We start from the raw sequence: 25,295 nt of genomic DNA, 5'->3' as shown, positions 1-25,295 counted from the left end.
TGGACCACGCTACTCGCCTTGCCAGGCAGCGGCAATGCTCAACACAGGCTCATACCCAGTTGCAGCAAGGCCAGCCCCCCCTGCCGCCAGCCCCAGATGACCAGTGCGATCACCAGGCCCGCGCCAAGCAGCAGGCTGACCCAGCCCAGACGGCGAGTACTCACGCCGCACTGCCCGCCGCTTGCAGGCGTGCCACCGGCTGCTCGCGCACCGGCCAGTTGAGCACGGCGGCCACCAGACCCAGGCCGATGGAAATCTGCCAGATCAGGTCATAACTGCCCGTTTTGTCGTACACATAGCCCCCCAGCCAACCGCCGAGGAACGAACCGATCTGGTGGAAGAAGAACACGATACCGCCCAGCATCGACAGATTGCGCACGCCAAACAGCGTGGCCACCGTGCCATTGGTCAACGGCACGGTGGACAACCACAACAACCCCATCGCGACGCCGAAGGCATAGGCGCTCCACACAGTGAGTGGCGAATAAACGAATGCGACGATCACGGCCGTGCGCAGCAGGTACAAGGCGGTCAGCAACCGCGGCTTGGACATCCGCCCACCCAGCCAGCCGGCAATATAGGTGCCGAATACGTTGAACAAGCCAACCAGCGCCAGCACCGTCGTACCGACCAGGGCAGGCAGGTGCTGATCGACCAAATAGGCCGGCAGGTGCACGCCAATGAACACCACCTGGAAACCACAGACGAAGAACCCCAGCGCCAGCAGCCAGAAGCCCGAATGCCCGCAGGCTTCACGCAAGGCCTCGATGAGTTTCTGCTCACCCTCCTGCGGCGGCAAGGGACGGTCCTTCAACATGGCCGCCAGCGGCACGATCAACGCCGCCATCAAGCCGAGCACCAGCAAGGCTGCCGACCAGCCGAGCCAACTGATCAGCCCCAATGACCCTGGCAGCATGGCGAACTGACCGAAGGAGCCAGCTGCAGCAGCAATACCCATGGCCATGCTGCGTTGTTCAGGTGCCACCGCGCGGCCAATCACACCAAGAATCACCGAGAACGAGGTCCCGGACAGGCCGATGCCAATCAACACACCAGCACTCAACGACAGGGACAACGCCGAATCGGACAAGCCCATCAGCAGCAGACCCAGCGCATACAGCAGGCCACCGATGATCACCACCCTGAGTGCCCCAAAGCGATCCGCCACCGCCCCGGTGAACGGCTGGGCCAATCCCCAGATCAGGTTCTGCAGGGCAATGGCGAAGGCGAACACCTCGCGCCCCCAGCCGAACTCCGCACTCATCGGCGCCAGGAACAGGCCAAAGCCATGCCGAATGCCCAAGGAAAGCGCCAGGATCAACGAACCACCGAGCAATACCCAGAAACTTGCTCGCCACAGATTACTCATTTCAACCTCTTTGCGGGTATATACCCATTTCTCAGGAAAAATTAACCGATGACTTCCAGATCATCCAGCAACAGCATCAAGACTTCGCGCTTGTCTTCGCCCAGGTACTGCGCCAACTGCACTTGCGCCTGTTGCCAGGGCTCAATGGACATTTCCAGGCGCTGGTGTCCCTGCGTAGTGAGCTGCACCACGCGGCTGCGCTGGTCGGTACCTTCACCCAAGCTGATCAGTCCTTCTTCCTGCAACAGCTTGAGGTTGCGCCCCATGGTGCTGCGGTCCAGCCCCATGGCCTCGGCCAGCACGGAAATACTCGGCTGATCGAGCCGCTGCAAATGCCGCAGCAGGGAAAACTGCGCAACATTCAGCCCGACATCACGCAGCGCGTCGTCATAGATTCGGGTCACCCCACGGGTGGCCCGACGCAACTTGGTACACAAGCAATGAGTCTTCAACATAAATAGATGTATATACCCGCATTTAGCCAAACACAAGCCTGGTAAACAGTTTTCGTGCACGCCCCTCCACACCGTTCACTCAGATGAACAAGGCCAAGGCCAGCAAAACCGAGCACTCGACTAGCTCCAGCAAGGCGCCAGCGGTATCGCCTGTGGTGCCTTCCAGACGCTGCATCAAACTCCGCCGCACGTACGCGAACATCACCCCGGCCGCAATCAGCGCCACGACCCCACTCCAACCCAGCAACAGCATGAGCCCGGCATTGACCAGCAACACCAGCGGCAACCTCTCACGCGGCAAGTGCTCGCTGATGGCTGCTCCCAGACCACCGGAGCGAACATACGGCGTGCTCAGGAACAATGCCGGCAACAGGCTGCGCCCCAGCCACGGAGCCAGCAACAAACCCGCCCAGGCGCCCTTGTCGAGCAAGGCGACCAGCGCAGCGAACTTGAGCAACAGAACCAGCACCAGCACGACCACGGCAATCGGGCCACTGCGGGGGTCCTTCATGATCTCCAGGGTGCGCTGACGATCGCCATAGCCACCCACCCAGGCATCGGCACTGTCCGCCAGGCCATCGAGGTGCAGCCCGCCACTCAATAGCACCCAGAGTGCCAGCAGCAGCGCGGCATGCAATAGCAACGGCGCGCCATCGAGCAACCCATGAGCCAGCAGCAGAAGGACGCCGATCAGCACACCCACCAGCGGGTACCACAACACCGAGCGACCCAGTTCAACTGCCTGCGGCATACCTGGCAAACGTACCGGCAAGCGGGTGAGGAACTGCAAGGCGATCAGCAGGGGAATGGGCAGTTTCATCTCAGCTCCTGCAGACCTGACCGATCATCCACCAGAACGCTGAACAGCGCGCCATGAGCCACTTCGACCTGCAGCAAGTGCTCACGTGGCAAACCACGGGCACGCGCCAATAGCAGACGCATCACCCCGCCATGGGTAACCAGCAGCAGATGCTTGCCCGCATGCTGCGCCTGCAACCTGGCCAGGGCAGCTAGCACCCGTGCCTCGAAGCGCACCAGCGGCTCGCCTTCGGGTGGCGTGAAAGTGTAGGGATCGTTCCAGAACAGGCCCAGCTCACGCTCGCTGTCGACCATCAACTCGGCGGCACTGCGCCCTTCCCAGGCACCGAAGTGCAGCTCCTGCAATCCGGGCTCCAGCTGTAGCGGCAATCCGCGGGTCAGCGCCAGTTCATCGGCGAAGCGCGCACAACGCTGCAAGGGCGAGCTGACTAGGGCATCCCACCCCGCCAGCCCGCTGACCGCCTGGCGCATCTGCGCCCAACCGGTATCGGTCAGGGCATCGTCAAGGCTGCCACGAAAGCCGCCGCCACGCTCGGTCTCGCCATGTCGCAACAGGTCCAGGCGCAGGCTCATGCCGGACGATCCGCCACGGCGGCTTCGGCGAAGGTCGCCATCTGCCCGTGCAGGGCACAAGCCATGTGCAGCAAAGGCACGGCCAATGCCGCGCCCGAGCCCTCACCCAGGCGCAAGCCCAGTTCCAGCAAAGGCTCGGCCTGCAACACCTCGAGCACCTGGCGATGCCCGGGTTCCGCCCCCTGGTGGGCGAACAGCAACCAGTCGCGCGCGCCCGGATTGAGGCGTACGGCGCACAGGGCAGCTACCGTGCAGATAAAGCCATCGACCAACACCGGCACACCCGCCTGCGCGCAGCTCAGATAGGCACCCGTCAGCGCGGCGATCTCGAACCCACCGAGGTACTGCAAGACCTGTAGCGGATCACTCAACACCGCCTGATGCACCCGCAAGGCATGCTCTATCACCTGCGCCTTGTGCGCTACGCCCTTGACATCCAACCCCGTGCCAGGCCCGACCAGCAGGGTCGCTGGCTGACGCAGCAACGCGCAGGCCATGGCGGCGGCGGCCGTGGTATTACCGATGCCCATCTCGCCACCGATGAACAAGTCACAGCCACTGGCTACCGCGCGGTGTGCGCTGTCCCGCCCGGCCTCCAGCGCGGCCTGGCACTGTGCAGTCGTCATCGCTGCCTCGCGGGCGAAGTTGCGCGTACCAGCGCCCAGCTGCAGGTGGCGCACGCCGGGCAACGGCGGCAGCGGGATAGCTGTGCCCAGGTCGACAACGTCCAGCTCGGCGTTCAATTGCCGGGCCAGCACGCTGATCGCCGCCCCCCCATTGACGAAGTTGTGCAGCATCTGCCCGGTAACCGCTTGCGGGTAAGCCGAAATGCCCTCCTCGACCACACCATGATCGCCAGCGAACAGGGCAATCCAGGTCTTGCTCAGGGCAGGTCTATCCCGCCCCTGTAACCCGGCCAGAGTGACTGCCAGTTGTTCCAGGCGGCCCAGCGAGCCTGCCGGCTTGGTCAGTTGCTGCTGGCGTTGCAGGGCGCGGCTGCTGGCCTCGCTGTCCAGCGTCTTGCACGGGTGTTGCCACCAAAAGACGGTCATAACGCTGCTCCCTTGAGAACCATGGGCAAGCCGGCGACGGTAAACACCACGCGCGGGCAACACTCGGCCAGGCGCTGGTGCAGCCAGCCGGCTTCATCGACATAGCGACGGGTCAGTTCCCCCATGGGTACTACGCCCAGGCCGGTTTCGTTGCTGACCAGAATGATCCGTCCCGGCAATGCAGCCAGACTGTCGAGCAGCGCGTCGCGCTCGCCACGCAGCCGGCTTTCATCCTCCAGCATCAGCAGATTGGTCAGCCACAGGGTCAGGCAATCGACCAACAGGCAGCGCTCGCTGCTTGCCTGTTCACGCAGTACCCGTGCCAGCGCCAGCGGCTCTTCGATTAGCCCCCAGTTATCCGGGCGACGCGCGCGGTGCTGCCGGACACGCTCGCTCATCTCGCCATCCAGCGGCTGGCTGGTGGCGATATAGGTCACAGCCAGGCCGCTATCGCGGGCCAGCGTTTCCGCCAGGCGGCTCTTGCCGGAACGAGCGCCCCCGAGGATCAGTTCATGCATGGTTCACTTCTTCCAAAACGCTGGGCCTGGCAGGCGATATCACCCTACAGGCCACACAATGCCCGCAGCTTTCCGGTATCCAGATGCGCCTCGACCAGATCGGCCAAGCGCTCGATATCCCGCTCGCGCAGGGCGTGGTAATCCACCTGCTCCACCCGCTCCAACCCGGCCCAGCGCAACAGCGCGGAACAGGCCTGCGGGGTTTCGAACAGACCGTGCAGGTAGGTGCCGATAACCTGGCCGTCGGCACTGATCGCCCCGTCAACGCGGCCATCGTCCAGCACCACCGCCGGGCTGGACAACCCAGGGCCGCTGCTGACGCCCGCATGAATCTCGTAGCCGGTGACCTCGGCCTGTTCCAGGCCCAAGCGCCCTGTCACCGTGCGCAACTGCTTCTCCGGCTCCAGCACCGTGGCGAAATCGAGCAAGGCAAAACCTGCGCTATGCCCGGCGTCACCTTCAAGCCCGTGGGGGTCGTCGATCCGCGTGCCGAGCATCTGCAGACCACCACAGATGCCAAGTAGCTTGCCGCCGTAGCGGAGATGACGCTGCAGCGCGCGCTCCCAGCCATTGACGCGCAGGAACGCCAGGTCGGCGCGCACGCTCTTCGAGCCGGGCAGGATGATCAGGTCTGCCGCCGGGATCGCCTGCCCCGGCGCGATGAACTGCAGGTCGACCTGCGGGTGCAGTCGCAGTGGGTCGAAATCAGTGTGGTTACTGATTCGTGGCAGCACCGGCACCACCACCCGCAGTTGCTCGCCGCGCTTGTCACCCTGGCGCCGGTCGATGGCGTCCTCGGCTTCCAGATGAAAATCGCGCAGGTAAGGCAGCACGCCGAGCACCGGCTTGCCGGTTCGCTGCTCCAGCCAGTCCAGGCCTGGTTGCAACAGGGCGATATCGCCACGAAAGCGGTTGATCACGAAGCCCTTCACCCGTGCCTGCTCGCTGGGCGATAGCAGTTCGAGGGTGCCAACCAGGTGGGCGAACACGCCGCCCTTGTCGATATCGGCGATCAGAACCACCGGGCAGTCGACCGCCTCGGCGAAGCCCATGTTGGCGATGTCGTTGGCGCGCAGGTTGATCTCGGCAGGCGAGCCGGCACCCTCCACCATCACCACGTCGTAGGCTTCTTGCAGGCGCCGATGGGAAGCCAGCACGGCCTCGCGCGCCACCTGCTTGTACGCGTGATAGCTCAGCGCATTCATGTTGCCGACCGCGCGGCCATGGATGATCACCTGTGAGCCGGTGTCGCTGTTGGGCTTGAGCAGCACGGGGTTCATGTCGGTATGCGGCGCCAGGCCACTGGCCTGGGCCTGTACCGCCTGGGCGCGACCGATCTCGCCACCATCGGCAGTCACCGCGCTGTTCAGTGCCATGTTTTGCGGTTTGAACGGCACCACCGCCACGCCCTGACGCCTGAGCCAACGGCACAGCGCCGTCACCAGCGTGCTTTTCCCGGCATCAGACGTGGTGCCCTGCACCATCAGGGTGGCCCGCACTCGGGTGGCACGCATCCGGGTGGCCTGCACTTGGGCGCTCATGGCTGCTCCAACGCAAATGCACGCAACGCCGCATCCAGCCGCTGCCAGCCGGCCTCGTCACCCGGCAGGCCGAAACGCAGGCCCGGTGGATTATTGATCAGTCGTACGAGAATGCCGCGCCGGGCGAGAAAGTCGTGTAGCAGCGGCGGCTGCTCGTGCAGCACCAGATGAAACATCGCGGTACCGCCCGCTGGCGGCAAGCCGTGGCTGCTGAGCAGTATCGCCAGGCGCAGGCCATCGCCGAGCAGGCGCTGGCGCTGCTGGCGCAAGCCATGGGTGTCGCACAGCGCCGCCGTGGCAACCAGGCGCGCGGGGCCACTGATGCTCCAGGGCCCCAGCAACTCGTTCAGTTTGCCCAGCAAAGCCGGCTCGGCCAGGACGAAGCCCAGGCGAATACCGGCCAGGCCAAAAAACTTGCCGAACGAGCGCAGCACGATCAGCCCCGGCAGGTGGGCATGGGCAGCCAGGCTTTCCTCCGGGGTGCAGTCGATGAAGGCCTCGTCCACCACCAGCCAGCCCCCACGCGCAGCCAGGCTGGCATGCCAGTCGAGCAGCACCTGCGGCGAGATGCGCCGGCCAGTCGGGTTATTCGGGTTGATCACCACCAGCACATCCAGGCGATCCAGCGCGCGGGCTACGGAGCCCTCGCTGATTTCCAGCAGACGGTGCCCTTCTCGGCGCCAGGCTTCGGCATGTTCGGCATAGGCTGGCGAAACGATGCCCACCTGAGCGTTGCGGCGTAAACGCGGCAGCGCCTGGATCGCCGCCTGCGAGCCGGCCACGGGCAAGAGTCTGGGCACGCCGTAGTAATCACGCGCCGCCGCCTCCAGGCCATCTTCCAGCTCCGGCAGGCGATTCCAGACCGCAGGCGGAATCTCGGGCAACGCGCCGTGATACGGGGCGATACCCGTGGACAGGTCGAGCCAGTCGGCCAGGTCGATTGCATAGTGCTGTGCCGCTACCCGCAGGCGTCCGCCGTGTTCAAGCAAGGTAAACACTCCCGATTACCAGCAGCGCCAGCCACAGCAGCACGCCGCCCCATACCAGATTCATCGCCCGTTCGATATCCCGCGCCCGTGGCTGTGGGCCTTCGCCCAGGGTCGGGCGCTGATGCAGCTCGCCGTGGTACACCGCCGCACCGCCAAGCGCCACACCCAGCGCACCGGCCCCCGCCGCCATCACCGGCCCGGCATTGGGACTGTCCCATTGCGGGGCCTGGCGCCGCCAGCAACGCAGCGCCGTCGCGGTCTTGCCAAGCAGCGCGTAGGTCAGCGCCACCAGGCGGGCCGGCAGGTAATTGAGTACATCGTCGATACGCGCCGCAGCCCAGCCGAAGCGTTCGAAGCGCTCGTTGCGATAGCCCCACATCGCGTCCAGGGTATTGCTCAGGCGGTACAACACCACGCCCGGCGCACCGGCCACGAGAAACCAGAATAGCGCGGCAAACACCGCATCGCTGCCGTTCTCCAGCACCGACTCCGTGCCGGCTCGCGCAACACCTGTGGCATCCAGCTCTTCGGTACGCCGGCTGACCATGTAACTGACACGACGCCGCGCCTCCGGCAGATCGCCCAGACGCAACGCCTGGGCCACCGGCTGGGCATGCTCGCCCAGGCTGCGCAGGCCAAGCGCAGCGTACAGGGCCAGTACGTCGACCAGCCAACCGACATAGGGCAGGCTCACCAACAACACCGTGAGCAGGGTCAACGGCAGCACCGCCATGCACCAACCTGTGACGCCATGGCTACGCCAGCCGTGACCACCGCTGTTGAGGCGCCGCTCGATGCGTTGCGCCAGGTTGCCGAACGCCACCAGCGGATGCCAACGCCGTGGCTCGCCCAGGGCACTGTCCAGCATCACACCCGCCAGCGTAGCAATCACCAGGCTCATGGCTGCCCCCAGCGGTCGGTATACAACAGCTCGGCCAGGGGACGCGGCGCAGCCCAGCCCTCCTGAACCAGCATTGGTTCGCTATAGAAGGCGGTGACCGGCCCCAGGCAGAGAATCGCCATCGGCTTGCTACCGGGCGGCATGTGCAGCAGGTCGGCGAGGGCGTGCGGGTCGAACAGCGAGACCCAGCCCAGGCCGAGCCCTTCCGCGCGCGCTGCCAGCCACAGGTTCTGGATGGCGCAGGCCAACGAGGCCAGGTCCATCTCCGGCAAGGTACGGCGGCCGAAGATATGTGCCTCGCGCTCGTCCATCAGTGCCGCCACCAACAGCTCGGCGCAATCGCGGACACCCTCGACCTTGAGCCGCATGAACTCATCGCTGCGCTCGCCGAGCGCCTCGGCGGTGCGCTGGCGCTCGACCTCGACCTGCGCGTGGATCGCCTCGCGCAGGTCGGCCGTGGTGATGCGAATGAAGCGCCAGGGCTGCATCAGGCCGACGCTTGGTGCGTGATGCGCAGCCTCGAGCAAGCGGGCGAGCAGTTCAGGTGCCACCTCCCCTCCGGCGAAATGGCGCATGTCGCGGCGCTCGGCAATCGCCCGGTACACCGCTTCGCGCTCGGCGGCGCTGAACGCCTGATCGCTCATGGCTGCAGCAACCTGGCTGCGGCCTGAGGATTCGACGGCAGGTAGAAGTGGATGTAGGAGGCCGTCAGGCGACCGATGCGATACACCGCCTCGGCGGCCGGACGCTGGTTGGGGCTGCTGCCGCAGGCCACGGGCTCCAGGGCGCAGTCGAGCAGTGAATGGTGGTAGGTGTGCCCACGCAACAGGCCCTCCGGCAACGCCACACGCTGCAGGCCGAGGGCGGCCATGCGCGTCTGCATCTGGGCGCTGCCAGGCAGCAGGCCGAGCAGGTCGGCCGCTTCGCCGTGCTTGTCCGTCAGCCGTTCGAGCAGGTAGAGCATGCCGCCGCATTCGGCGAGGATCGGCTTGCCAGCCGCATGGTGCGCGCGGATCGCCTCGCCCATCGGCCGATTGCCAGCCAGTTGCTGCAGGTGCAATTCGGGGTAGCCGCCGGGCAGGTACAGGCTGTCGACAGGCGGCAAGGCGCTGTCCTGCAGCGGCGAGAAAAACGCCAGGTGGGCACCGAGCTGACGCAGCAGGTCCAGGTTGGCCTGATACAGGAATGCAAACGCGGTATCGCGGGCCACCCCAATGCGCACGCCATCGAGCAACGCCGGCACCGATGCGGGCTGGGGCGCGGCGAACGTCACCGGCAATGGCAGCACATCCCCGGCACTGGCCAACAGCGCATCTGCGGCGGCATCCAACCGGGTATCAAGGTCAGCCAATTCCTCGGCCTGGACCAGGCCCAGGTGGCGGCTTGGCAGTTCGACCGCGGCACTGCGCGGGAGCGCGCCGTACCAGTGAATGGAGGGCGGCAGGCTGTCGCGCAGGATATCGCCATGGCGCAGGCTGCCCGTGCGGTTGGCCAGCACTCCGGCGAAGGGCAAGTCTGGCTGGAAGGTCGCCAGGCCGTGGGCCAGCGCACCGAAGGTTTGCGCCATCGCCGCACCATCGATCACACCCAGCACCGGGATGCCAAAACGCCGCGCCAGATCGGCCGCCGAAGGTGCACCATCGAACAGGCCCATCACCCCTTCGATGAGGATCAGATCGGCCTGCCCCGCCGCCTCCCAGAGCAGCCGGTGACACTCTTCCTCGCCCACCATCCACAGATCCAACTGATACACGTCCTGCCCAGAGGCACGCGCCAGAATCATCGGGTCGAGGAAGTCCGGACCGCACTTGAATACGCGCACACGCCGGCCAGCACGCGTATGCAAGCGCGCCAGGGCGGCGGTCACCGTGGTCTTGCCTTGTCCCGAGGCGGGTGCAGCAATCAGCAGGGCCGGGCAAACATGTGGCTGGGTCATCAGTATTCGATGCCCTTCTGCGCCTTTACGCCGGCCTTGAATGCGTGTTTCACCAGGCTCATCTCGGTCACGGTGTCAGCGGCTTCGATCAGGCCCGCTGGCGCGCCGCGCCCGGTCACCACCACATGCTGCAGCAGCGGCCGCGCTTCGATGTCGGCGAGCACCGCATCCAGTTGCAGGTAGCCATGCTTGAGGGCGATGTTCAGTTCGTCGAGTACCACCAGGCCGATCTGCGGGTCGTTCAGCAGTTGCGCCGCCACGGCCCAGGCCTGTTGCGCCTTGTCGATATCGCGCTGGCGATCCTGGGTTTCCCAGGTGAAACCCTCGCCCATCACGTGGTAGCTGACCTCATCCGGGAAGCGCCGGAAGAAACGCTCCTCACCGGTACTGGCCGCGCCCTTGATGAACTGCACCACGCCAACCTTGAGGCCATGCCCGAGCGCCCGCGCGACCATGCCGAAGGCCGAGCTGCTCTTGCCCTTGCCGTTGCCGGTATGCACCAGCAGCAGGCCGTACTCGTCCTGGGCCTGGGCGATCTTCTCGTCGATCAGCGCCTTCTTGCGCTGCATACGCGCCTTGTGGCGCTCATCGCGCGCAGCCGATTCGCGGGAGGCGGATTCACTCGATTCGCTCATGCCGGGCCTTTCTCAGCAGGGCTCGCGCAGGCAATGCGCAAGCGCCACACGCCGGCCAGACAGACCACGCGCATGGACTATTCATTGAAGACAGGCAAAGGGTCAGGCGATGAGCCTCGCAGACTCACCCACCCGCAGCGCCCTCCGCACTGCCGTGGATCGTTTCAGGCCGGTCTCCGGGCTTGTGAGGCGTGACGTTTTCCTCACCTACCGTTGCGGGGGCAGCGCCGGAGTCACCTGCAATCGAGCACGGTGTGCCGGCTTCCCTGTTTCACCTGATTCGCGCCAACGCGGCAGGCACCTGGAACAAGCCGCGCAGCTTAGTGGCTGGCCGCCCTACGGGTCAATCGAGCGACCGTTGGGAAGACCAGGCGAACCCTCTCAGCCAGGCGGCGTCGACAGGTAGAACAGCCACTCCACGAGGAGACGCCCGATGATCCGAGAACGCTATGCCTCCTGTATCCAGTCCTGCAACGCTTGCGCCATCGCCTGTGAAACCTGCGCTGCCGCCTGCCTCAAGGAAGCCGATATCCAGCATATGGCCCTGTGCATCAGTTGCGACCACGACTGCGCCGACCTGTGTCGGCTGGCCGCCGTACTGATGGCACGCGACAGTCCGCTGGTCGATGAAGTCTGCCGTCTGTGCACCCTCGCCTGCCAGGCCTGCGCCGAGGCCTGCGGCAAGCACCAACACGACCACTGTCAGGAATGCGCCCAGGCTTGCCTGCGTTGCGTAGTGGAATGCGAGGCGTTGGCCGCCGGAGCCTGATGCTCCGGCGCGTTATTCAACGCTTGCGACAGAGAGTCAGGCCATCGCCAATCGGCAGTAGCGACAGGTCGATGCGCGCATCGCTCTTCAGTCGGCGGTTGAGCGACTGGATGGCTCGCGTGTCGGCGCTGTCTGGCTGCGATTCGAGCACGCGGCCGCTCCACAGCACGTTATCGAACAGGATCAACCCGCCCGGGCGCACCAGCGCCAGTGCATGCTCCAGGTAAACCGGGTAATTCGCCTTGTCGGCGTCGATGAAGATCAGGTCGAAGCTGTCGCCCTGACCGCCGCGCTCCAATGCCGTCAGGGTTTCCAGTGCGGGCGCCAGGCGCAGGTCAATGCGCTCGAGCAGGCCGGCCTCATGCCAATAGCGCCGAGCGATGGCGTTGTAGTCGCCAGGCAGGTCACAGCAGATCAATTGCCCGTCGCTGGGCATCGCCGAGGCCAGGCAAATGGCGCTGTAGCCAGTGAACGTGCCGATTTCCAGCAGACGTCGCGCCCCGGTCAACTGCACCAGCAACGACATGAACTGCCCTTGCTCCGGCGCGATCTGCCAGCGCGACATCGACAGGTGCGCGGTTTCCTCACGCAGCCGCTTGAGCAGCGGTGACTCACGCAGAGACACATCGAGCAGGTAACGGTAGAGATCGTCGTCGAGCGCCAGGGTGCGGCCGGTCATGGCTGCTGGGCCAATCGGGAAGCGCTGAGCACGCGCTTGGCGCTGAGGTAGGACTTCTGCCAGTAGGCATTGCTCAGGCTGTCCAGGCGCACCGTCCCCCCACTGGAAGGCGCATGAACGAAACGCCCCTCGCCGACATAGATGCCGGCATGGCTGACCTGGCTGCCGCCATTGGTGGCGAAGAACACCAGATCCCCGCTTTGCAGGGCATCACGGCCCACGCTCGGTGCACGGATGCCGATCATCTCCCGTGTCGAGCGCGGCAGCTGGATACCGGCGGAGTTGCGATAGACATAGCCGATCAGCCCACTGCAATCGAAACCGCTGTCCGGCGTGTTGCCGCCATAACGGTAAGGCGTGCCCACCAGGCCAATGGCACTCATCAGCACATCGGCGGAGCTGTCATGGGTGACGGTAGGGAAAGGTGGCGCAACAGGGGTTTGTGGGGCGGGGGCGTTGCCAGCGCATGCAGTCAGCAGCGTGGCGAGGGCAAGCAGGGCAAAGCGAGCCGTGAAATGCATGAGCGGGCGATCCTGGCCGGAATGCGCCCACTCTGCCGAGACTGCGGCGCAGGCGCAACCCTGCAACCGCAAACAACGATCAGCGACGCGGCGCTTTTTGCACCGAAGCGTCGTGGTCCGGCGCCATGGCCAGCACACGCTTGGCCTCCATGTAGCTGCGGCTCCAGTAGCTGTCGTCCAGGCTATCGATCCGTACACCGCCGCTACGGCTACTGCTGGAATGGATAAACTGGTCATCGCCCAGGTAGATGCCGGCATGGCTGACACGGCCACGACCCCGGTTGTTGAAGAAGATCACATCGCCCGGCTCCAGATCGGTACGCGAGACCAGCGGTGCATCCAGGTTGATCATTTCACGGGTCGAACGCGGCAGCTGGATGCCAGCCTCTTCGCTGAACAGGTAGCCGACGAAACCGCTGCAGTCGAAGCCTGTCTGCGCCGAGCGGCCACCGAAGCGATATTTGGTGCCGATCAGGGACATGCCGTGTTCGAGGATGCTGTCGGCGAAGCTCGGCAGCTCGTAGGGCTTGTGATCGGAGAACTCTGCCAGTTGCTCGACACTCAGCTCGTCATTGGCCACTTCGGCCTGAACGGTGGACGGGCTGAAAACGAAGGAAGAACCGGAGCCGGAACGGGAATCTGCCACGCTGACTTGTGGCTGCGGTGCCTGGCTGGCACACGCCACCAGGAGGACCGAAAGTGCAATGGGCACGAGGGGTGCGAAGCGCTTTAGCATGGGCACGACCGTGTGGAATAGTTATAAACAAGTGGGCGACTATGCCGTCTGATAAACGAGATTGCAAATTCAATGCTCGGGAATGTGACTTAGCAACGCCGGCAAAACATCTAACGCCTTCCCCTCCAGGCGAACATCCACCCAGCGGCTCAAGTCGGTGCTGGAAGGGTTCACTTCGACCGTGAAGCCCCCGGTCTTTCTGGCCTGCATCACCGGTTCGACGATGTAGGGGAAGCTTGCTGTAGTGCCCACGGCCAGCACTACATCGAAGCCCTTGCGCAGCTCGTCGTAAAGTTTCCCCAGCGCCGCCTCCGGCAACCTTTCTTCGAACAGCACCACGGATGGGCGCAGTACCCCTGCGCAGCGGGCACAACGTGGCGGCAGAGGTCGCTGCAGGTGCTCGATCAACTCATCATCCTCGGCGCCGCAAGACTGGCAGGACAACGGCGCCAACTCGCCATGAATCTCGATCAGCCGCTGCGCCGGGCTGCCTGCCGCCCGGTGATAGCCGTCGATATTTTGCGTCAGCACCCAGCAACCGGGCTTGCGCCGTTGCAACTCGGCGATGGCGGCATGTCCGGCATTCGGCCGCGCGGCCAGGCAGGCCTTGCCCAACTCGGCCAGGTATTTCCAGCACAGGGCCGGGTCGCGTTGCAGCATGGGGCCGGACAGCGCCGCTTCGATGGGCAACCCCTCAGCCGTATGGCCGTTGTACAGCCCGCCCAGCCCGCGATAGGTCGGCAACCCGGAGTCCGCCGACACCCCGGCACCGGTAATGACCAAAATGCGCTCGGCCTGCTCGATGGCTCGCGCCACCTGGAGGATCGCCTGCTCCATCGCCCGTGCCTCGCTCAATGATTGACCGTGTGCGCCAGCATCGCCGACAGCTGACACAAGGGCCGACCGCTCTGCTCCTGCCAGCGATTGAACACCGCCTGGACAGCGGCGAGATCCTTGAGGCTGGTGGGTGCCTTGTCGATGACCTTCTGCGCCTGCAGGGCAGCCACCACGTCGTAGGTGGGCACGAAGGTATCCTTGCCCGCCATTCGCAGAAAGCGCGGCGCCGACAGGCCACCCAACTGACTACCGTGCTTGGCCAGGTACTTCCACAGGCCGACGATATCGTCCGTGGGCCAATCGGCGATCAACGCACCGAAGCTGCCCCGCTCCTTCTGCACATCGAGAATGAACTGGGCATTGCGCGGTACGCTCTTGAGCTTGCCCAGGTGACGAATGATCCGCGTGTCCTGCATCAGCCGCTCAAGATGCTCGGCACTCATCAACGCGACCTTCTCCGGGACGAAACCAAAGAACACCTCCTCGAATGCCGGCCACTTGGCATCGACCAGGCTGTGCTTGAGGCCGGCACGGAATACCCGCAGGGCAATCAGCGACAGGTAACGGTCATCCGGGATCTGCCGCAGCGCGTCGCTGGACAGGGGCTCGGGCAACATCGCCTCCAGGGCAGCGGCCGAGCCGAAACGATTCAGACAGTATTCGTGAAGCCAGGTGTAATCGCGCATGGGGGCTCCTGGGTAATAAGAGGTTCACAGGGTGCCCGCCACCGAACAACCAGGCAACCACGGGCTTTGCAGGCAGCATGGATTTTTTGCCACACTGCCGCACCGTTTCCCGTGAACCTTGCCATGCCTGATGCCACCGAGCCCTTTCTGGCGTGCTGCCTGTCCGTTCTACAGGGCGATCCGTTTGTCATCGACGAGCTGCGTTTTGCCGGCTTCGACTGCTCGCCGGGCGCATGGAGCTTCACCCTGCCCGCTCTGCATGCCTTTCTCACCGAGCACCTGCACGTGACGCTCGCCTACAAGGCCTTCATCCAGCAGTTGTTTGCCAGCGACATCAACCTGCGCCTGCGTGAGCACGGCGCCGAAATCGCCATCGCCGACAACCGGGGCAAGGTCAATTCGAGTCGTTACTGTCTGCGTCGCCTGCCGCTCTGAACAGATGCTGGTGATCGGCGTTGTACAGCGCCGAATCAGCGAACTGCTCCGCCCCCAGCACATGCCCGACCAGAATCAATGCCGTGCGCCGGAAGCCTTTGTCGCGGACCCTTGCCTCAATATCGGCGAGCGTACCCTGCACCCAGTCCTGATCCGGCCAGGTCGCCCGGTGCACCACGGCAATCGGGCAATCGGCGCCATAGTGCGGCAGCAATTCTTCAACTATTCGCGCCAGGTGCTGCACACCCAGGTGGATGGCCATGGTCGCCCCATGCCGGGCCAGGTCGCCCAGTTGCTCACCATCGGGCATGTTCGACTTGCTGGCATAGCGCGTGAGGATCAGCGTCTGCGAGACCTCCGGCAGGGTCAGCTCGCTTTCCAGCAGCGCCGCACAGGCGGCGGTCGCCGTGACTCCCGGAACGATCTCGAACGGAATAGTCAGCGCGCGCAACTGACGAATCTGCTCGCCGATTGCACCGTAGAGTGACGGATCACCAGAGTGTACGCGGGCCACGTCCTGGCCCTTGCCATGTGCCGTAGCGATCAGTTCGATGATTTCACTCAAGTGCAATTCGGCGGTATTGACCACCTGCTCGGCACTGTTTCCAGCCAGCACCGCCTCGGGCACCAGCGAGCCGGCATACAGGATCACTGGGCACGAACGAATCAACCGCTGACCCTTGACGGTAATCAGCTCGGGATCGCCGGGGCCGGCGCCGATGAAATAGACGGTCATGGGAGCCTCGAAAAACCACAAGACGTAGGGTGGAAGACGCTGTTTCCTTCCACCATGGGTTCGCTGACTAGCATCCGTGAGTCGAGCGCTACAACGCCCCCGCCAATGCCAGCGTCGCTTGTGCACTCTTGCGCTTGCTCACCAATAAACGCGCGGGGCGGCCACTCAGCGCTTCCGCCTGGGCCAACGCACTGGCCTCGGCCACGCCGGCACTGCCGGTGGCTTGTAGTGATGCCGCGGACGGCTCAGTCAGACGCTCATGGTAGCGCGCCAGGTGTTCGGCGGGGAGGAAGGCGAGCGGCAAATGCAGATGCTCGGCCAGGCGCAACAGGCCGGGTTCGTGTTGCTTGCTGGCACTGCTGGCGAGTGCCGAGAGGTCGGCCAGTTGCAGGCCACATTGGCGCAGGGTGATCTGCAGCAGCTCCAGCAGCGCCTCCATCGGACAGTCGCGCCGGCAACCAAAGCCGGCGACGACTGTGGATGAAGTCAGACTCAAGCGTTGCGGCTACGGCCGTATAGCCAGGCGGCGGCCAGGCCGAGGGCGGACCAGAACAGCGCGTTGGTCACCAGCGAAGCGATGATGAACTGGTGCTCCAGCGCTTCTGGAGCCAGGCTCTCGTGGACGTCCGGCTGCGGCGCGCCAATCACATGCGGAATGACCAGAATCACCACGCCGAGAATGCGCAGCACCCAGTTGCTGCCGAACGCCAGCAGCGCCAGGCCTGCGGCGGTAGACGCCGCGGTACCGATCCACCAGTACTGACGCAGGAGCAGGTCGGCGGCGGCAGTGCCCGGCAGTTCCGGCGGCAGGCCGGCGGATGGCGCGAGAACGAAGGTGGCGAAGCCCGCCAGGCCCCAGACCAGGCCCTGCCAGGTCTTGTTCGGCGCGCGCAGGGTGAACAGGCCAGCGAGCATCAAGGCGAAGCCGACAGCCACCACCAGGTTGCTCAGGCCGGTGGACAGCAGGCGCTGCCAGCCATCTTCCGGCGACCAGGCTTCTGCATCATGGCTGTGGCCGGCAGCGGCGCCATGATCGTGCTCGGCAACAGCGGCCTCATGACTGTGTTCGGCCACGGCGGCCACCGGCTCGGCGGTTTCGAAGGTTTCCGCATGCAGGATCAGTGGAGTGACCCACAGGGCTTGCAGCAGGGTCAGGACGATGGCGGCCAGCAGGCCGGCAAAACCTGCGGTCTGAGCGATACGCTTGATCATGTCGGTATCCTCAGTGGCACGGGAACGCAGCGCTGTGACGGGTATCGTGGGCGGCGTTGTGCACGGCCTCGATATGCGAGAAGCCGGCGAAGAAGATCAGCGCGGCGCCGAGCACCACACTGGAGATCGCCAGGATCAGACGCTGCGAGAGGGAAAGCGGGAGTGATGCCGAGGTCGACAAAGTGCTGCTGGACATGATCTGAACCTTCCAGGGTTATAGGGCGATGCTAAGGAAGGAACGCAGCACGAGCAGATCCGCTGGACCTGATTCCGACGCGTTCCCGCCCACCGCGGGTTGCCAAACGGGGCTTCCAGGCCGGTCTCCGGGCTTGCGATGACTGCTATCAGCAGCAGAGATCAAACGTCCCAGCCTGTTGGCGGGCGATCCCGGACATTCGCGTACCGTTGCGGGGGCAGCACCGGACTCGAACCGGCTTCCCGTTTCACCTTGCACACGGCGGCGCAAGACACCTGGAAAAACCGCGCTAGAACACCACGAAGTACCGATTGCGTCAACTTGTTACCAAGGCCATCCGCCGCACCGCGATTGACCGCCCCACAGGCACTGCGTAGCCTTGCCGCTTTCGAGGTTCTTCGCCGCCTGCCGGTCGCGAAGCTAAGAGGGAACACGGCAAGCCGTGGCTGCCCCCGCAACTGTGAACGACTGCTGCCTTTCAATACGCCACTGCGATGACGCGGGAAGGCGAAAGGCATGCGCCAAGCGCCGGTCGTGAGCCAGGAGACCTGCCTCGCTGAACGCTTAGAGCCTGTTTACGATCTTCTGGATTAGAACCAGACAAGGCAAAAACGCCCGAGGAAGCGCAGTTTACAAGTAGTAAATGAGCATTCCGAGGGCGTTTTTAACGCCGTATGGCCGCGAGCCAGGAGATCGTAAACAGGTTCTTAGACAACCGGGCGGGGTGATCCGGTGATGTCCGCGCGCCAGCTTCGGCTGGTGCCTGTCATCGCATTGCCCGCTCGCCGCTCCTACTGATGCCAGGGCCCTCCATGAAAACGCTCGCCAAACTTCCCGTCACCATCGTCACCGGCTTTCTCGGCGCCGGTAAAACCACGCTGCTGCGCCACATGCTGGACAACGCCGAAGGCCGGCGCATCGCGGTGATCGTCAACGAATTCGGCGAGCTGGGCATCGACGGCGCCATCCTGCAGCAGTGCAGCATAGGCTGCACCGAGGAAGAAGCCATCGGCCGCGTCTACGAACTGGCCAACGGCTGCGTCTGCTGCACCGTGCAGGAAGAGTTCTTCCCGGTCATGCGCGAACTGGTGGCACGTCGCGGCGACCTCGACCACATCCTTATCGAGACTTCCGGCCTGGCCCTGCCCAAGCCGCTGGTACAGGCCTTCAACTGGCCGGAAATCCGCAATGCCTGCACCGTCGATGCAGTCATCACCGTGGTCGACAGCCCTGCCGTGGCCGCCGGCACCTTCGCCGCCTTCCCGGATCAGGTCGACGCCCTGCGCAAACAGGACCCCAACCTCGATCATGAGTCGCCGCTGCACGAGCTGTTCGCCGACCAACTGGCCAGCGCCGACCTGGTGATCCTCAACAAGACCGACCTGCTCGACGCCGACGCCCTGGCCGCCGTGCGTGCCGAAGTGGCCGAAGAACTGCCGGAGGCGGTCAAGGTCATCGAAGCCCGTAGCGGTCAGTTGCCGCTTTCCGTGCTGCTCGGCCTGAACAGCGAAACCGAGCTGCACATCGACGCGCGCAAGACCCACCACGACCTCGAAGACCATGAAGAGCACGATCACGATGAGTTCGACTCCTTCTCCGTCGACCTGCCCGAGGCCGAGGAAGCACGCCTGCTGCAAGCCCTGAAAGACGCCGTGGGCAACCATGGCATCCTGCGCATCAAAGGCTTCGCCGCCATTCCCGGCAAACCCATGCGCCTGTTGCTGCAAGGCGTTGGCCAGCGCTTCGACAAGCATTTCGACCGCGCCTGGAAAGCCGATGAAAGCCGTATCAGCCGCCTGGTGGTGATCGGCCAGGAGCTGGATCAGGCGGCCATCAGCGCCGAGCTGCACGCCGCACTGGCATGAGTTGCCAGTGACCGCCGGAATGCAGGACCACAGCACACGCGCTGCCCGTACAGGAGCCCTTCTGCTGGGGTTCGGCACGCCAGCGACGCTCTTTCCCTCTGCACGTCCGAGCACCTGACCCATGCACCTGCTGCGCACCCAGCCCGGCGTCGCCCTGCCGGCCGACAGCATCGCCGACCTCGGCCAGACGCCCGCCGAACTGGTGGTGCTGTGCACCGGCGATTCGCACCTGTCGCTGCTCGCCGAGGTCGCCCGCCACCTGCCCGAGGATTACCCCAGCCTGCGCCTGGCCAGCCCGGCACAGCTGGGCAACCACGCTTCGGTGGACTTCTACGTCGAGCAGGTGCTGCAGCACGCCAAGGTCATCCTGATTTCCGTGCACGGTGGCGTCAGTTACTGGCGCTACGGTATCGAACGCCTGGTCGAACTGGCCGGGCGCGGGGCGAAGCTGATCCTGGTGCCCGGTGACGACAGCCCGGACCCCGAGCTGACCGGCCTCGGCAATGTCGCCGCCGAAGACGCCGAGCGCCTGTGGCAATACCTGCGCCAGGGCGGCGTGGACAACGCCCGGCAGTTCTTCCACTGCATCGCCAACCGCTACCTGGATCGCAACTACACCTGGGAAGCGCCGCGCGCCCTGCCCCGCGTCGGCCTCTATCACCCGCACAAGGGCGACGCGCACCTGGATGACTGGCGCGCCGATTGGCAGCCGAACGCACCCGTCGCCGCGCTGCTGTTCTATCGCACTCATGTGCAGGCGGCGAACACCGCCTTCGTCGATACGTTCTGCCAACGCTTGCAGGCCCAGGGCCTCAACCCGCTGCCCATCGCCGTCGCCAGCCTCAAGGAGGCTGCCTGTCTGCAACAGGTCGAGGATTGGCTGGACGAAGCCGGTGCGAGCGTCATTCTCAACACCACCGGCTTCGCTCAATCCAACCCTGAAGCACCGCAATCACGGCCATTTCGCCGCGACGTACCGGTACTGCAAGCGCTCTGCGCCCTGGACAGCGAAGAACAGTGGCAGGCCAATGCCCAGGGGCTCGGCCCACGCGACCTGGCTATGCACATTGCCTTGCCGGAGCTGGACGGCCGGCTGATTACCCGACCGATCAGCTTCAAGGGCCTGGCCTGGCGCAGCGAGCGCAGCCAGAGCGATGTGGTCTGCTACCGCGCGCACCTGCCAGGCATGGATTTCGTCGCCGAACTGGCGCGGCACTGGAGCGATCTGCAGCGCACGCCCGCAGCGGACAAACGTGTCGCCCTGGTGCTGGCCAACTACCCGACCCGCGATGGCCGCATCGGCAACGGCGTCGGCCTGGATACCCCGGCGGCCGCGCTGAATATCCTGCAGGCCCTGCAGCAGCAGGGTTATCCGGTCGATGAATTGCCGGACAGCGGTACCGCGCTGATCCACCAGTTGCTCGGCGGCGTGACCAACGACCTCGACAACCTCGACCTGCGCCCCTGCGCACAAAGTCTGGCGCTGGACGACTACCGGCGGTTTTTCGCCACCCTGCCCGAGGCCAACTGTCAGGCCGTGCTGGAGCGCTGGGGCGCGCCGGAAAACGACCCGATGTTCCGCAGCGGCCGCCTGATGATCGCCGGCCTGCGCTTCGGCCTGACCTTCGTCGGCATCCAGCCGGCACGGGGTTATCAGGTCGACGCCGCGGCGGTCTACCACGACCCCGACCTGGTGCCGCCCCACGGCTACCTGGCGTTCTACTTCTGGATGCGCCAGGTGTTCGCCGCCAATGCGGTGATCCACGTCGGCAAGCACGGCAACCTGGAATGGCTGCCGGGCAAGAGCGTCGGCCTCTCCGAGAGCTGCTGGCCAACGGCGATCCTCGGCGCACTGCCGAATATCTACCCGTTTATCGTCAACGACCCCGGCGAAGGCGCCCAGGCCAAGCGCCGCACCCAGGCGGTGATCATCGACCACCTGATGCCGCCGCTGACCCGTGCCGAAAGCTACGGCCCGCTGCGTGACCTGGAACGGTTGGCCGACGAGTACTACGACGCCAGCCAGCTCGACCTGCGCCGCGCCGCCGAGCTGCGTGGCGAGATCCTGCTCAAGGTGCGCGAAGCCAGTCTGGATCGCGAACTGGGCCTGCAGCTCAACGACGATCCGCAGAGCTGGCTGCCGCAACTCGACGCCTACCTGTGCGACCTCAAGGAATCGCAGATTCGCGATGGCCTGCATGTGTTCGGCGCATCGCCAGCCGGCCAATTGCGTCGCGATACCCTACTGGCGCTGCTGCGCATTCCCCGCGGTGATGGCCAGGGTGGCAATGCCAGCCTGCTGCGCGCCCTCGCCCGCGACCTGGCGCTTGACTTCGACCCGCTGGACTGTGATATGGCCGCGCCCTGGGCGGGGCCGCATCCGGAGATCCTGGCGAACCTCAGCGATGACCCCTGGCGCAGTTTTGGCGATACCCGCGAACGCCTGGAGCTGCTCGGGCTGAGCCTGATCGAAGCAACGGATTGCGAATCCATCGGCCCGGCCAGTGATGCCGTACTGCACAGCCTGCGAGAGCAGATCGCCCCGCTGCTCGACGCCTGTGGCGCTGCGGAAATGCACGGCCTGCTTGCCGCCCTGAATGGCCGCTTCGTGCCCTCCGGCCCGAGCGGCGCGCCGAGTCGCGGTCGTCTCGACGTGCTGCCCACCGGGCGCAATTTCTATTCGGTGGATGTGCGCAACCTGCCCACACCCACCGCCTGGCGCCTCGGAGTGCAGGCCGCCGACCGTCTGCTCGAACGCCATCTGCAGGATGAAGGCGACCACCTGCGCCAGCTCGGCCTGTCCGTATGGGGCACCGCGACCATGCGCACTGGCGGTGACGATATCGCCCAGGCCATGGCCCTGATGGGCGTGCGCCCGGTGTGGCAGGCCGGTAGCCAGCGGGTCGAACGCTTCGAGGTGCTGCCCCTGGAGCAGCTCGGCCGTCCACGGGTCGATGTAACCCTGCGCGTATCCGGTTTCTTCCGCGACGCCTTCGCCAACCTGATCCGCCTGTTCGACGACGCCGTGCAAGCCGTCATCGACCTGGACGAACCGGAAGACATGAACCCGCTCTCGGCGCGCGTCTGGCAGGAAGCCCTGGCCTTGCAGGATGACGGCCTGGATGAAGCCGAAGCACGACGTCAGGCCGGTTGGCGGATCTTCGGCGCCAAGCCCGGCGCTTACGGTGCCGGGGTGCAGAACGCCATCGAGGAACGCCTCTGGCAAAGCCGTGCGGATCTCGCCGAGGTGTACCTGAACTGGGGCGGCTACGCCTACGGCAAAGGCAGCGAAGGCACACCGGCGCGGGCACAGTTCGCCGAGCGCCTGGAGCACCTGCAGGCGGTGCTGCACAACCAGGACAACCGCGAGCACGACATTCTCGATTCCAACGACTACTACCAGTTCCAGGGCGGCATGCTGGCAGCGGTGGAAACCCTGCGTGGCGCCAGGGTGGCCAGCTACCACGGCGACAACAGCCAGCCGGACACCCCGCGCATCCGCACCCTCAAGCAGGAACTGGCACGCGTGGTACGCGCCCGCGCGGCCAACCCGAAGTGGATCGAGGGCATGAAGCGCCACGGTTACAAGGGCGCCTTCGAACTGGCCGCGACCATCGACTACCTGTTCGCCTTCGACGCCACCAGCGAGCTGGTCGACGACCACCAGTACGCGCTGCTCACCGACGCCTACCTGCTCGACCGGGACACCCGCGACTTCATCCAGCAGCACAACCCCGGCGCCCTGCAGGACATCATCGAACGCCTGCTCGAAGCCCAGCAGCGCGGTATGTGGCAGGAGCCGGGCGAGTACCGCGAAGCCCTGGAAAACCTGCTGATCGACAGCGAGGAAAGCTGAGCCCTGATATCGCGGCCGAGAGCCGGCTGCGCCACTGGCAGGGTGGATCACGCTTCACCGATCCACCCTGCCAGTGGTGGATGCACAGAGCGTCGGCTACGCGGCCCATCCCCCCCACCGCTCGCTGAGTGCAATGGTGGACAAAAAAGAGCATTGTCCACCCTTCGGCTGCTATCACCTTGAGCGCTTTTCGGCTTTTACACGCGTCCTCGGTTGCCCTGGCCTGGCCTTGGGTTTAGCCTACGCGCTCATTTCCCGAAGGAGTTTCGTCCAATGCGCCAGTAATGCCGTCGTGTCCGCACGACCTGTGATTCGCCGCCGCGGCCCCTGGCTGCGCGTGTTCACGGCATTAGCTGGAGTCATTCATGACGAACTCGCCTTTTATCGCGCTCGATCGCGTTTCCTTTCAATTCCCCAACGGCACCTTGCTGCTCGATACCCTGAGCGAGACATTCGATGCTCGCCACACCGGCCTCGTCGGGCGTAACGGCAGCGGCAAGAGCGTGCTCGCACGCCTGCTCGCCGGGCAGCTGCAACCCACTACAGGCCATATCACGCGCCCTGCCCTGTTGCGCTACCTGCCACAGATCATCACGCCACCTGGCAGCGCCAGTGTCGCCGACCTGGCCGGTATAGGCCCGCAGATCAGCGCGCTGGCGCGACTCGAACGCGGCCAGATGCACGATGGCGATATCGACTTGCTCGATGGCCAGTGGGACATCGCCGAACGCCTGCGTGCTGCGCTGCAGGATGACGGCCTTGGTCACCTTGACCTGAATGCACCCGCTGCCCGCCTCAGCGGGGGTGAATGCACCCGCGTGGCCTTGCTCGGGGCGCTGCTCACCCCTGCCGACTTTCTGATCCTCGATGAGCCGAGCAATCACCTGGACCGTGCAGGCAGGCACCGTCTCTACCAACGCCTGGCCGCCTGGCGAGGCGGGTTACTGGTGGTCAGCCATGACCGTGAACTGCTCGACGGCATGCAGCGTCTCGTCGAGCTTTCACCCAGAGGGCTGCGCAGCTACGGCGGCAACTACCGCTTCTACCGGGCGGCTCAGGAACGTGAGCGCCTGGCCGCCCAGCATGCCCTTGAGCACGCCCGCCTGGAACGCAAACGTGGCGAGCGGGAACTGCAGCTCCAGCATGAACGCCAGCAACGACGCACGGCCAGCGGCAAGCGCGCGGGCAAGGAAGGCAACCAGGCCAGAATTCTGCTCGATGCGCAGAAGGGTCGCAGCGAAGTCAGTGCCGGCCGCTTCGAACGGCGCCTGGACGAGACGCGCCGGCAGTTCGATACCGCGGTACGTGACGCAGCAGCACACGTCGCAGCCGATACCCGTATCGACCTGCATGGCCAGCAAGCGGATCTGGCGGATGGCAAGCGGGTACTGAGCCTGACGGACCTGCGCCTGCCATTCTCTCCCGGCACAGTGCCCGACCTCGAACTGTTCGGCCCACGACGCCTGGCTATCAGCGGCCCCAATGGCTGCGGCAAGTCCTCCCTGCTAGCGTTGCTGGCGGGCAGGCTAGCACCTGCTGCAGGTGAGTGTCGGGTAGACGTCACCTCGGCCTATCTCGACCAACATCTGGTCCGCCTAGGTGGCGCTGCATCGGCGCTCGAGCATTTGCGCACGTGCAACGCCGACCTCAGCGAAGCGACCGCCCGCACCCGCTTGATGCACCTGGGCCTCGACGCTGAAAAGGCCCTGTTGCCCTGTGCACGGCTCAGCGGCGGCGAACGCCTGAAAGTCGCGCTGGCCGCCGTGATCGGTGCGGCACCGGCCGCCCAGCTCCTGCTGCTCGATGAACCGGACAACCATATCGACCTGGACTCGCTGCTCGCGGTGGAAGCCATGTTGCGGGACTACCAGGGCGCCTTGGTCGTGGTGTCACACGACGCAGCCTTTATCGACGCGCTGGCACCGACAGAACACCTGCGCTGGACGTGCGCGGGCTGGCAGTACGAGCGCTGTTGACGG

At 65.2% G+C, this 25,295-nt stretch carries 27 protein-coding genes and 3 riboswitches; of the genes, 5 read left to right on the top strand and 22 right to left on the bottom strand.

Translation table 11 applies throughout. The annotated features are described in order from the left end of the window. Nucleotides 1-38: 38 nt before the first annotated feature. From ACWPW0_RS07180 to cobO, 13 genes are all read right to left on the bottom strand, one after another. Entirely contained in the window at nt 39-164 is a 126-nt protein-coding gene (locus tag ACWPW0_RS07180; protein WP_454256787.1) for a hypothetical protein, read from the bottom strand. Further along, nucleotides 161-1,360, bottom strand: coding sequence for an MFS transporter (locus ACWPW0_RS07175; RefSeq protein ID WP_447595583.1), 1,200 nt, complete (start codon nt 1,358-1,360; stop codon nt 161-163). The genes ACWPW0_RS07180 and ACWPW0_RS07175 overlap by 4 nt, the downstream gene beginning before the upstream one ends. Before the next feature lie 50 nt (nt 1,361-1,410). Beyond that, nucleotides 1,411-1,824 carry a MarR family winged helix-turn-helix transcriptional regulator gene (locus ACWPW0_RS07170; protein WP_447590477.1) on the bottom strand — a complete coding sequence of 138 codons (414 nt, stop codon included), beginning with the start codon at nt 1,822-1,824 and terminating at the stop codon, nt 1,411-1,413. A 79-nt stretch (nt 1,825-1,903) separates the two neighbouring features. Next, on the bottom strand, nt 1,904-2,644 hold the full coding sequence (locus tag ACWPW0_RS07165; RefSeq protein ID WP_454254871.1) for an adenosylcobinamide-GDP ribazoletransferase: 741 nt from the start codon (nt 2,642-2,644) through the stop codon (nt 1,904-1,906). Beyond that, on the bottom strand, nt 2,641-3,216 hold the full coding sequence (gene cobC / locus ACWPW0_RS07160; RefSeq protein ID WP_454254870.1) for an alpha-ribazole phosphatase family protein: 576 nt from the start codon (nt 3,214-3,216) through the stop codon (nt 2,641-2,643). The genes ACWPW0_RS07165 and cobC overlap by 4 nt, the downstream gene beginning before the upstream one ends. Continuing rightward, nucleotides 3,213-4,268, bottom strand: coding sequence for a nicotinate-nucleotide--dimethylbenzimidazole phosphoribosyltransferase (gene cobT, locus ACWPW0_RS07155; protein WP_454254869.1), 1,056 nt, complete (start codon nt 4,266-4,268; stop codon nt 3,213-3,215). The genes cobC and cobT overlap by 4 nt, the downstream gene beginning before the upstream one ends. After that, on the bottom strand, nt 4,265-4,786 hold the full coding sequence (cobU, locus tag ACWPW0_RS07150) for a bifunctional adenosylcobinamide kinase/adenosylcobinamide-phosphate guanylyltransferase (RefSeq protein ID WP_447590470.1): 522 nt from the start codon (nt 4,784-4,786) through the stop codon (nt 4,265-4,267). Before cobU ends, cobT begins: the two co-directional genes overlap by 4 nt. Before the next feature lie 44 nt (nt 4,787-4,830). Further along, on the bottom strand, nt 4,831-6,300 hold the full coding sequence (locus tag ACWPW0_RS07145; protein WP_454256707.1) for a cobyric acid synthase: 1,470 nt from the start codon (nt 6,298-6,300) through the stop codon (nt 4,831-4,833). A 23-nt stretch (nt 6,301-6,323) separates the two neighbouring features. Further along, entirely contained in the window at nt 6,324-7,316 is a 993-nt protein-coding gene (gene cobD, locus ACWPW0_RS07140) for a threonine-phosphate decarboxylase CobD (protein WP_454256706.1), read from the bottom strand. Then, nucleotides 7,309-8,217, bottom strand: coding sequence for an adenosylcobinamide-phosphate synthase CbiB (gene cbiB, locus ACWPW0_RS07135; protein WP_454254868.1), 909 nt, complete (start codon nt 8,215-8,217; stop codon nt 7,309-7,311). The genes cobD and cbiB overlap by 8 nt, the downstream gene beginning before the upstream one ends. After that, the gene (bluB, locus tag ACWPW0_RS07130) at nt 8,214-8,861 is read right to left on the bottom strand and encodes a 5,6-dimethylbenzimidazole synthase (RefSeq protein ID WP_454254867.1); all 648 of its coding nucleotides are present in this window, start codon (nt 8,859-8,861) and stop codon (nt 8,214-8,216) included. Before bluB ends, cbiB begins: the two co-directional genes overlap by 4 nt. Next, nucleotides 8,858-10,153, bottom strand: coding sequence for a cobyrinate a,c-diamide synthase (locus tag ACWPW0_RS07125; protein ID WP_454254866.1), 1,296 nt, complete (start codon nt 10,151-10,153; stop codon nt 8,858-8,860). The genes bluB and ACWPW0_RS07125 overlap by 4 nt, the downstream gene beginning before the upstream one ends. Then, entirely contained in the window at nt 10,153-10,788 is a 636-nt protein-coding gene (gene cobO, locus ACWPW0_RS07120) for a cob(I)yrinic acid a,c-diamide adenosyltransferase (RefSeq protein ID WP_454254865.1), read from the bottom strand. The genes ACWPW0_RS07125 and cobO overlap by 1 nt, the downstream gene beginning before the upstream one ends. Nucleotides 10,789-10,938: 150 nt before the next feature. Next, nucleotides 10,939-11,108, bottom strand: a riboswitch (cobalamin riboswitch). Nucleotides 11,109-11,221: 113 nt separating this feature from the next. Between cobO and ACWPW0_RS07115 the strand changes: the two genes are divergently transcribed. Next, nucleotides 11,222-11,557: a four-helix bundle copper-binding protein gene (locus tag ACWPW0_RS07115; protein WP_454254864.1), complete on the top strand. Its 336-nt coding sequence runs from the start codon at nt 11,222-11,224 to the stop codon at nt 11,555-11,557. Nucleotides 11,558-11,573: 16 nt separating this feature from the next. On the opposite strand, the gene ACWPW0_RS07110 is transcribed toward ACWPW0_RS07115, so the two are convergent. From ACWPW0_RS07110 to ACWPW0_RS07090, 5 genes are all read right to left on the bottom strand, one after another. Then, nucleotides 11,574-12,236 carry an O-methyltransferase gene (locus ACWPW0_RS07110; protein WP_454254863.1) on the bottom strand — a complete coding sequence of 221 codons (663 nt, stop codon included), beginning with the start codon at nt 12,234-12,236 and terminating at the stop codon, nt 11,574-11,576. Continuing rightward, nucleotides 12,233-12,757, bottom strand: coding sequence for a C40 family peptidase (locus tag ACWPW0_RS07105; RefSeq protein ID WP_454254862.1), 525 nt, complete (start codon nt 12,755-12,757; stop codon nt 12,233-12,235). Before ACWPW0_RS07105 ends, ACWPW0_RS07110 begins: the two co-directional genes overlap by 4 nt. Before the next feature lie 79 nt (nt 12,758-12,836). Beyond that, nucleotides 12,837-13,493, bottom strand: coding sequence for a C40 family peptidase (locus ACWPW0_RS07100; protein ID WP_454254861.1), 657 nt, complete (start codon nt 13,491-13,493; stop codon nt 12,837-12,839). Between the two features lie 69 nt (nt 13,494-13,562). Then, nucleotides 13,563-14,330 (bottom strand): NAD-dependent deacylase, encoded by a 768-nt coding sequence (locus tag ACWPW0_RS07095; protein ID WP_454254860.1) that lies wholly within the window; start codon nt 14,328-14,330, stop codon nt 13,563-13,565. A gap of 14 nt (nt 14,331-14,344) precedes the next feature. Next, a complete protein-coding gene (locus ACWPW0_RS07090) occupies nt 14,345-15,016 on the bottom strand; it encodes a DNA-3-methyladenine glycosylase I (protein WP_447590450.1) in 672 nt (223 codons plus the stop codon). A gap of 123 nt (nt 15,017-15,139) precedes the next feature. Between ACWPW0_RS07090 and ACWPW0_RS07085 the strand changes: the two genes are divergently transcribed. Next, entirely contained in the window at nt 15,140-15,451 is a 312-nt protein-coding gene (locus ACWPW0_RS07085) for a hypothetical protein (RefSeq protein WP_454254859.1), read from the top strand. On the opposite strand, the gene cobM is transcribed toward ACWPW0_RS07085, so the two are convergent. The 4 genes from cobM to ACWPW0_RS07065 all read right to left on the bottom strand — a co-directional run bounded on the left by cobM (nt 15,411) and on the right by ACWPW0_RS07065 (nt 17,595). After that, nucleotides 15,411-16,187, bottom strand: a complete 777-nt coding sequence (cobM, locus tag ACWPW0_RS07080; RefSeq protein WP_447590446.1) for a precorrin-4 C(11)-methyltransferase — start codon at nt 16,185-16,187, stop codon at nt 15,411-15,413. The genes ACWPW0_RS07085 and cobM overlap by 41 nt on opposite strands. A gap of 88 nt (nt 16,188-16,275) precedes the next feature. Further along, complete coding sequence (locus tag ACWPW0_RS07075) at nt 16,276-16,683, bottom strand: cobalamin biosynthesis protein (protein WP_454254858.1); 408 nt, start codon at nt 16,681-16,683, stop codon at nt 16,276-16,278. Beyond that, nucleotides 16,680-17,399 (bottom strand): CbtA family protein, encoded by a 720-nt coding sequence (locus tag ACWPW0_RS07070; RefSeq protein ID WP_454254857.1) that lies wholly within the window; start codon nt 17,397-17,399, stop codon nt 16,680-16,682. The genes ACWPW0_RS07075 and ACWPW0_RS07070 overlap by 4 nt, the downstream gene beginning before the upstream one ends. Before the next feature lie 10 nt (nt 17,400-17,409). Next, entirely contained in the window at nt 17,410-17,595 is a 186-nt protein-coding gene (locus tag ACWPW0_RS07065) for a CbtB domain-containing protein (RefSeq protein WP_447590438.1), read from the bottom strand. A gap of 101 nt (nt 17,596-17,696) precedes the next feature. After that, nucleotides 17,697-17,889: riboswitch (cobalamin riboswitch) on the bottom strand. 80 nt (nt 17,890-17,969) lie between these two features. Next, nucleotides 17,970-18,165: riboswitch (cobalamin riboswitch) on the top strand. 242 nt (nt 18,166-18,407) lie between these two features. Between ACWPW0_RS07065 and cobW the strand changes: the two genes are divergently transcribed. The 3 genes from cobW (at nt 18,408) to ACWPW0_RS07050 (ending at nt 25,292) form a co-directional block, all read left to right on the top strand. After that, nucleotides 18,408-19,460: a cobalamin biosynthesis protein CobW gene (gene cobW / locus ACWPW0_RS07060; protein ID WP_454254856.1), complete on the top strand. Its 1,053-nt coding sequence runs from the start codon at nt 18,408-18,410 to the stop codon at nt 19,458-19,460. 121 nt (nt 19,461-19,581) lie between these two features. Next, nucleotides 19,582-23,316, top strand: coding sequence for a cobaltochelatase subunit CobN (gene cobN / locus ACWPW0_RS07055; RefSeq protein WP_454254855.1), 3,735 nt, complete (start codon nt 19,582-19,584; stop codon nt 23,314-23,316). Nucleotides 23,317-23,681: 365 nt separating this feature from the next. Beyond that, nucleotides 23,682-25,292 carry an ATP-binding cassette domain-containing protein gene (locus ACWPW0_RS07050; protein ID WP_454254854.1) on the top strand — a complete coding sequence of 537 codons (1,611 nt, stop codon included), beginning with the start codon at nt 23,682-23,684 and terminating at the stop codon, nt 25,290-25,292. Nucleotides 25,293-25,295: the final 3 nt, after the last annotated feature.

The organism is Pseudomonas sp. Marseille-Q8238, from assembly GCF_965111915.1.
This window is presented reverse-complemented; position numbering and strand designations above follow the sequence as displayed.

Excerpts from the sequence above, each read along its gene's own strand:
- ACWPW0_RS07170 (WP_447590477.1), bottom strand. The coding sequence starts at position 1,824 with ATGTTGAAGACTCATTGCTTGTGTACCAAGTTGCGTCGGGCCACCCGT.
- ACWPW0_RS07165 (WP_454254871.1), bottom strand. The coding sequence starts at position 2,644 with ATGAAACTGCCCATTCCCCTGCTGATCGCCTTGCAGTTCCTCACCCGC.
- cobC (WP_454254870.1), bottom strand. The coding sequence starts at position 3,216 with ATGAGCCTGCGCCTGGACCTGTTGCGACATGGCGAGACCGAGCGTGGC.
- cobT (WP_454254869.1), bottom strand. The coding sequence starts at position 4,268 with ATGACCGTCTTTTGGTGGCAACACCCGTGCAAGACGCTGGACAGCGAG.
- cobU (WP_447590470.1), bottom strand. The coding sequence starts at position 4,786 with ATGCATGAACTGATCCTCGGGGGCGCTCGTTCCGGCAAGAGCCGCCTG.
- ACWPW0_RS07145 (WP_454256707.1), bottom strand. The coding sequence starts at position 6,300 with ATGCGTGCCACCCGAGTGCGGGCCACCCTGATGGTGCAGGGCACCACG.
- cbiB (WP_454254868.1), bottom strand. The coding sequence starts at position 8,217 with ATGAGCCTGGTGATTGCTACGCTGGCGGGTGTGATGCTGGACAGTGCC.
- bluB (WP_454254867.1), bottom strand. The coding sequence starts at position 8,861 with ATGAGCGATCAGGCGTTCAGCGCCGCCGAGCGCGAAGCGGTGTACCGG.
- ACWPW0_RS07125 (WP_454254866.1), bottom strand. The coding sequence starts at position 10,153 with ATGACCCAGCCACATGTTTGCCCGGCCCTGCTGATTGCTGCACCCGCC.
- cobO (WP_454254865.1), bottom strand. The coding sequence starts at position 10,788 with ATGAGCGAATCGAGTGAATCCGCCTCCCGCGAATCGGCTGCGCGCGAT.
- ACWPW0_RS07115 (WP_454254864.1), top strand. The coding sequence starts at position 11,222 with ATGATCCGAGAACGCTATGCCTCCTGTATCCAGTCCTGCAACGCTTGC.
- ACWPW0_RS07110 (WP_454254863.1), bottom strand. The coding sequence starts at position 12,236 with ATGACCGGCCGCACCCTGGCGCTCGACGACGATCTCTACCGTTACCTG.
- ACWPW0_RS07105 (WP_454254862.1), bottom strand. The coding sequence starts at position 12,757 with ATGCATTTCACGGCTCGCTTTGCCCTGCTTGCCCTCGCCACGCTGCTG.
- ACWPW0_RS07100 (WP_454254861.1), bottom strand. The coding sequence starts at position 13,493 with ATGCTAAAGCGCTTCGCACCCCTCGTGCCCATTGCACTTTCGGTCCTC.
- ACWPW0_RS07095 (WP_454254860.1), bottom strand. The coding sequence starts at position 14,330 with ATGGAGCAGGCGATCCTCCAGGTGGCGCGAGCCATCGAGCAGGCCGAG.
- ACWPW0_RS07090 (WP_447590450.1), bottom strand. The coding sequence starts at position 15,016 with ATGCGCGATTACACCTGGCTTCACGAATACTGTCTGAATCGTTTCGGC.
- ACWPW0_RS07085 (WP_454254859.1), top strand. The coding sequence starts at position 15,140 with ATGCCTGATGCCACCGAGCCCTTTCTGGCGTGCTGCCTGTCCGTTCTA.
- cobM (WP_447590446.1), bottom strand. The coding sequence starts at position 16,187 with ATGACCGTCTATTTCATCGGCGCCGGCCCCGGCGATCCCGAGCTGATT.
- ACWPW0_RS07070 (WP_454254857.1), bottom strand. The coding sequence starts at position 17,399 with ATGATCAAGCGTATCGCTCAGACCGCAGGTTTTGCCGGCCTGCTGGCC.
- ACWPW0_RS07065 (WP_447590438.1), bottom strand. The coding sequence starts at position 17,595 with ATGTCCAGCAGCACTTTGTCGACCTCGGCATCACTCCCGCTTTCCCTC.
- cobW (WP_454254856.1), top strand. The coding sequence starts at position 18,408 with ATGAAAACGCTCGCCAAACTTCCCGTCACCATCGTCACCGGCTTTCTC.
- cobN (WP_454254855.1), top strand. The coding sequence starts at position 19,582 with ATGCACCTGCTGCGCACCCAGCCCGGCGTCGCCCTGCCGGCCGACAGC.
- ACWPW0_RS07050 (WP_454254854.1), top strand. The coding sequence starts at position 23,682 with ATGACGAACTCGCCTTTTATCGCGCTCGATCGCGTTTCCTTTCAATTC.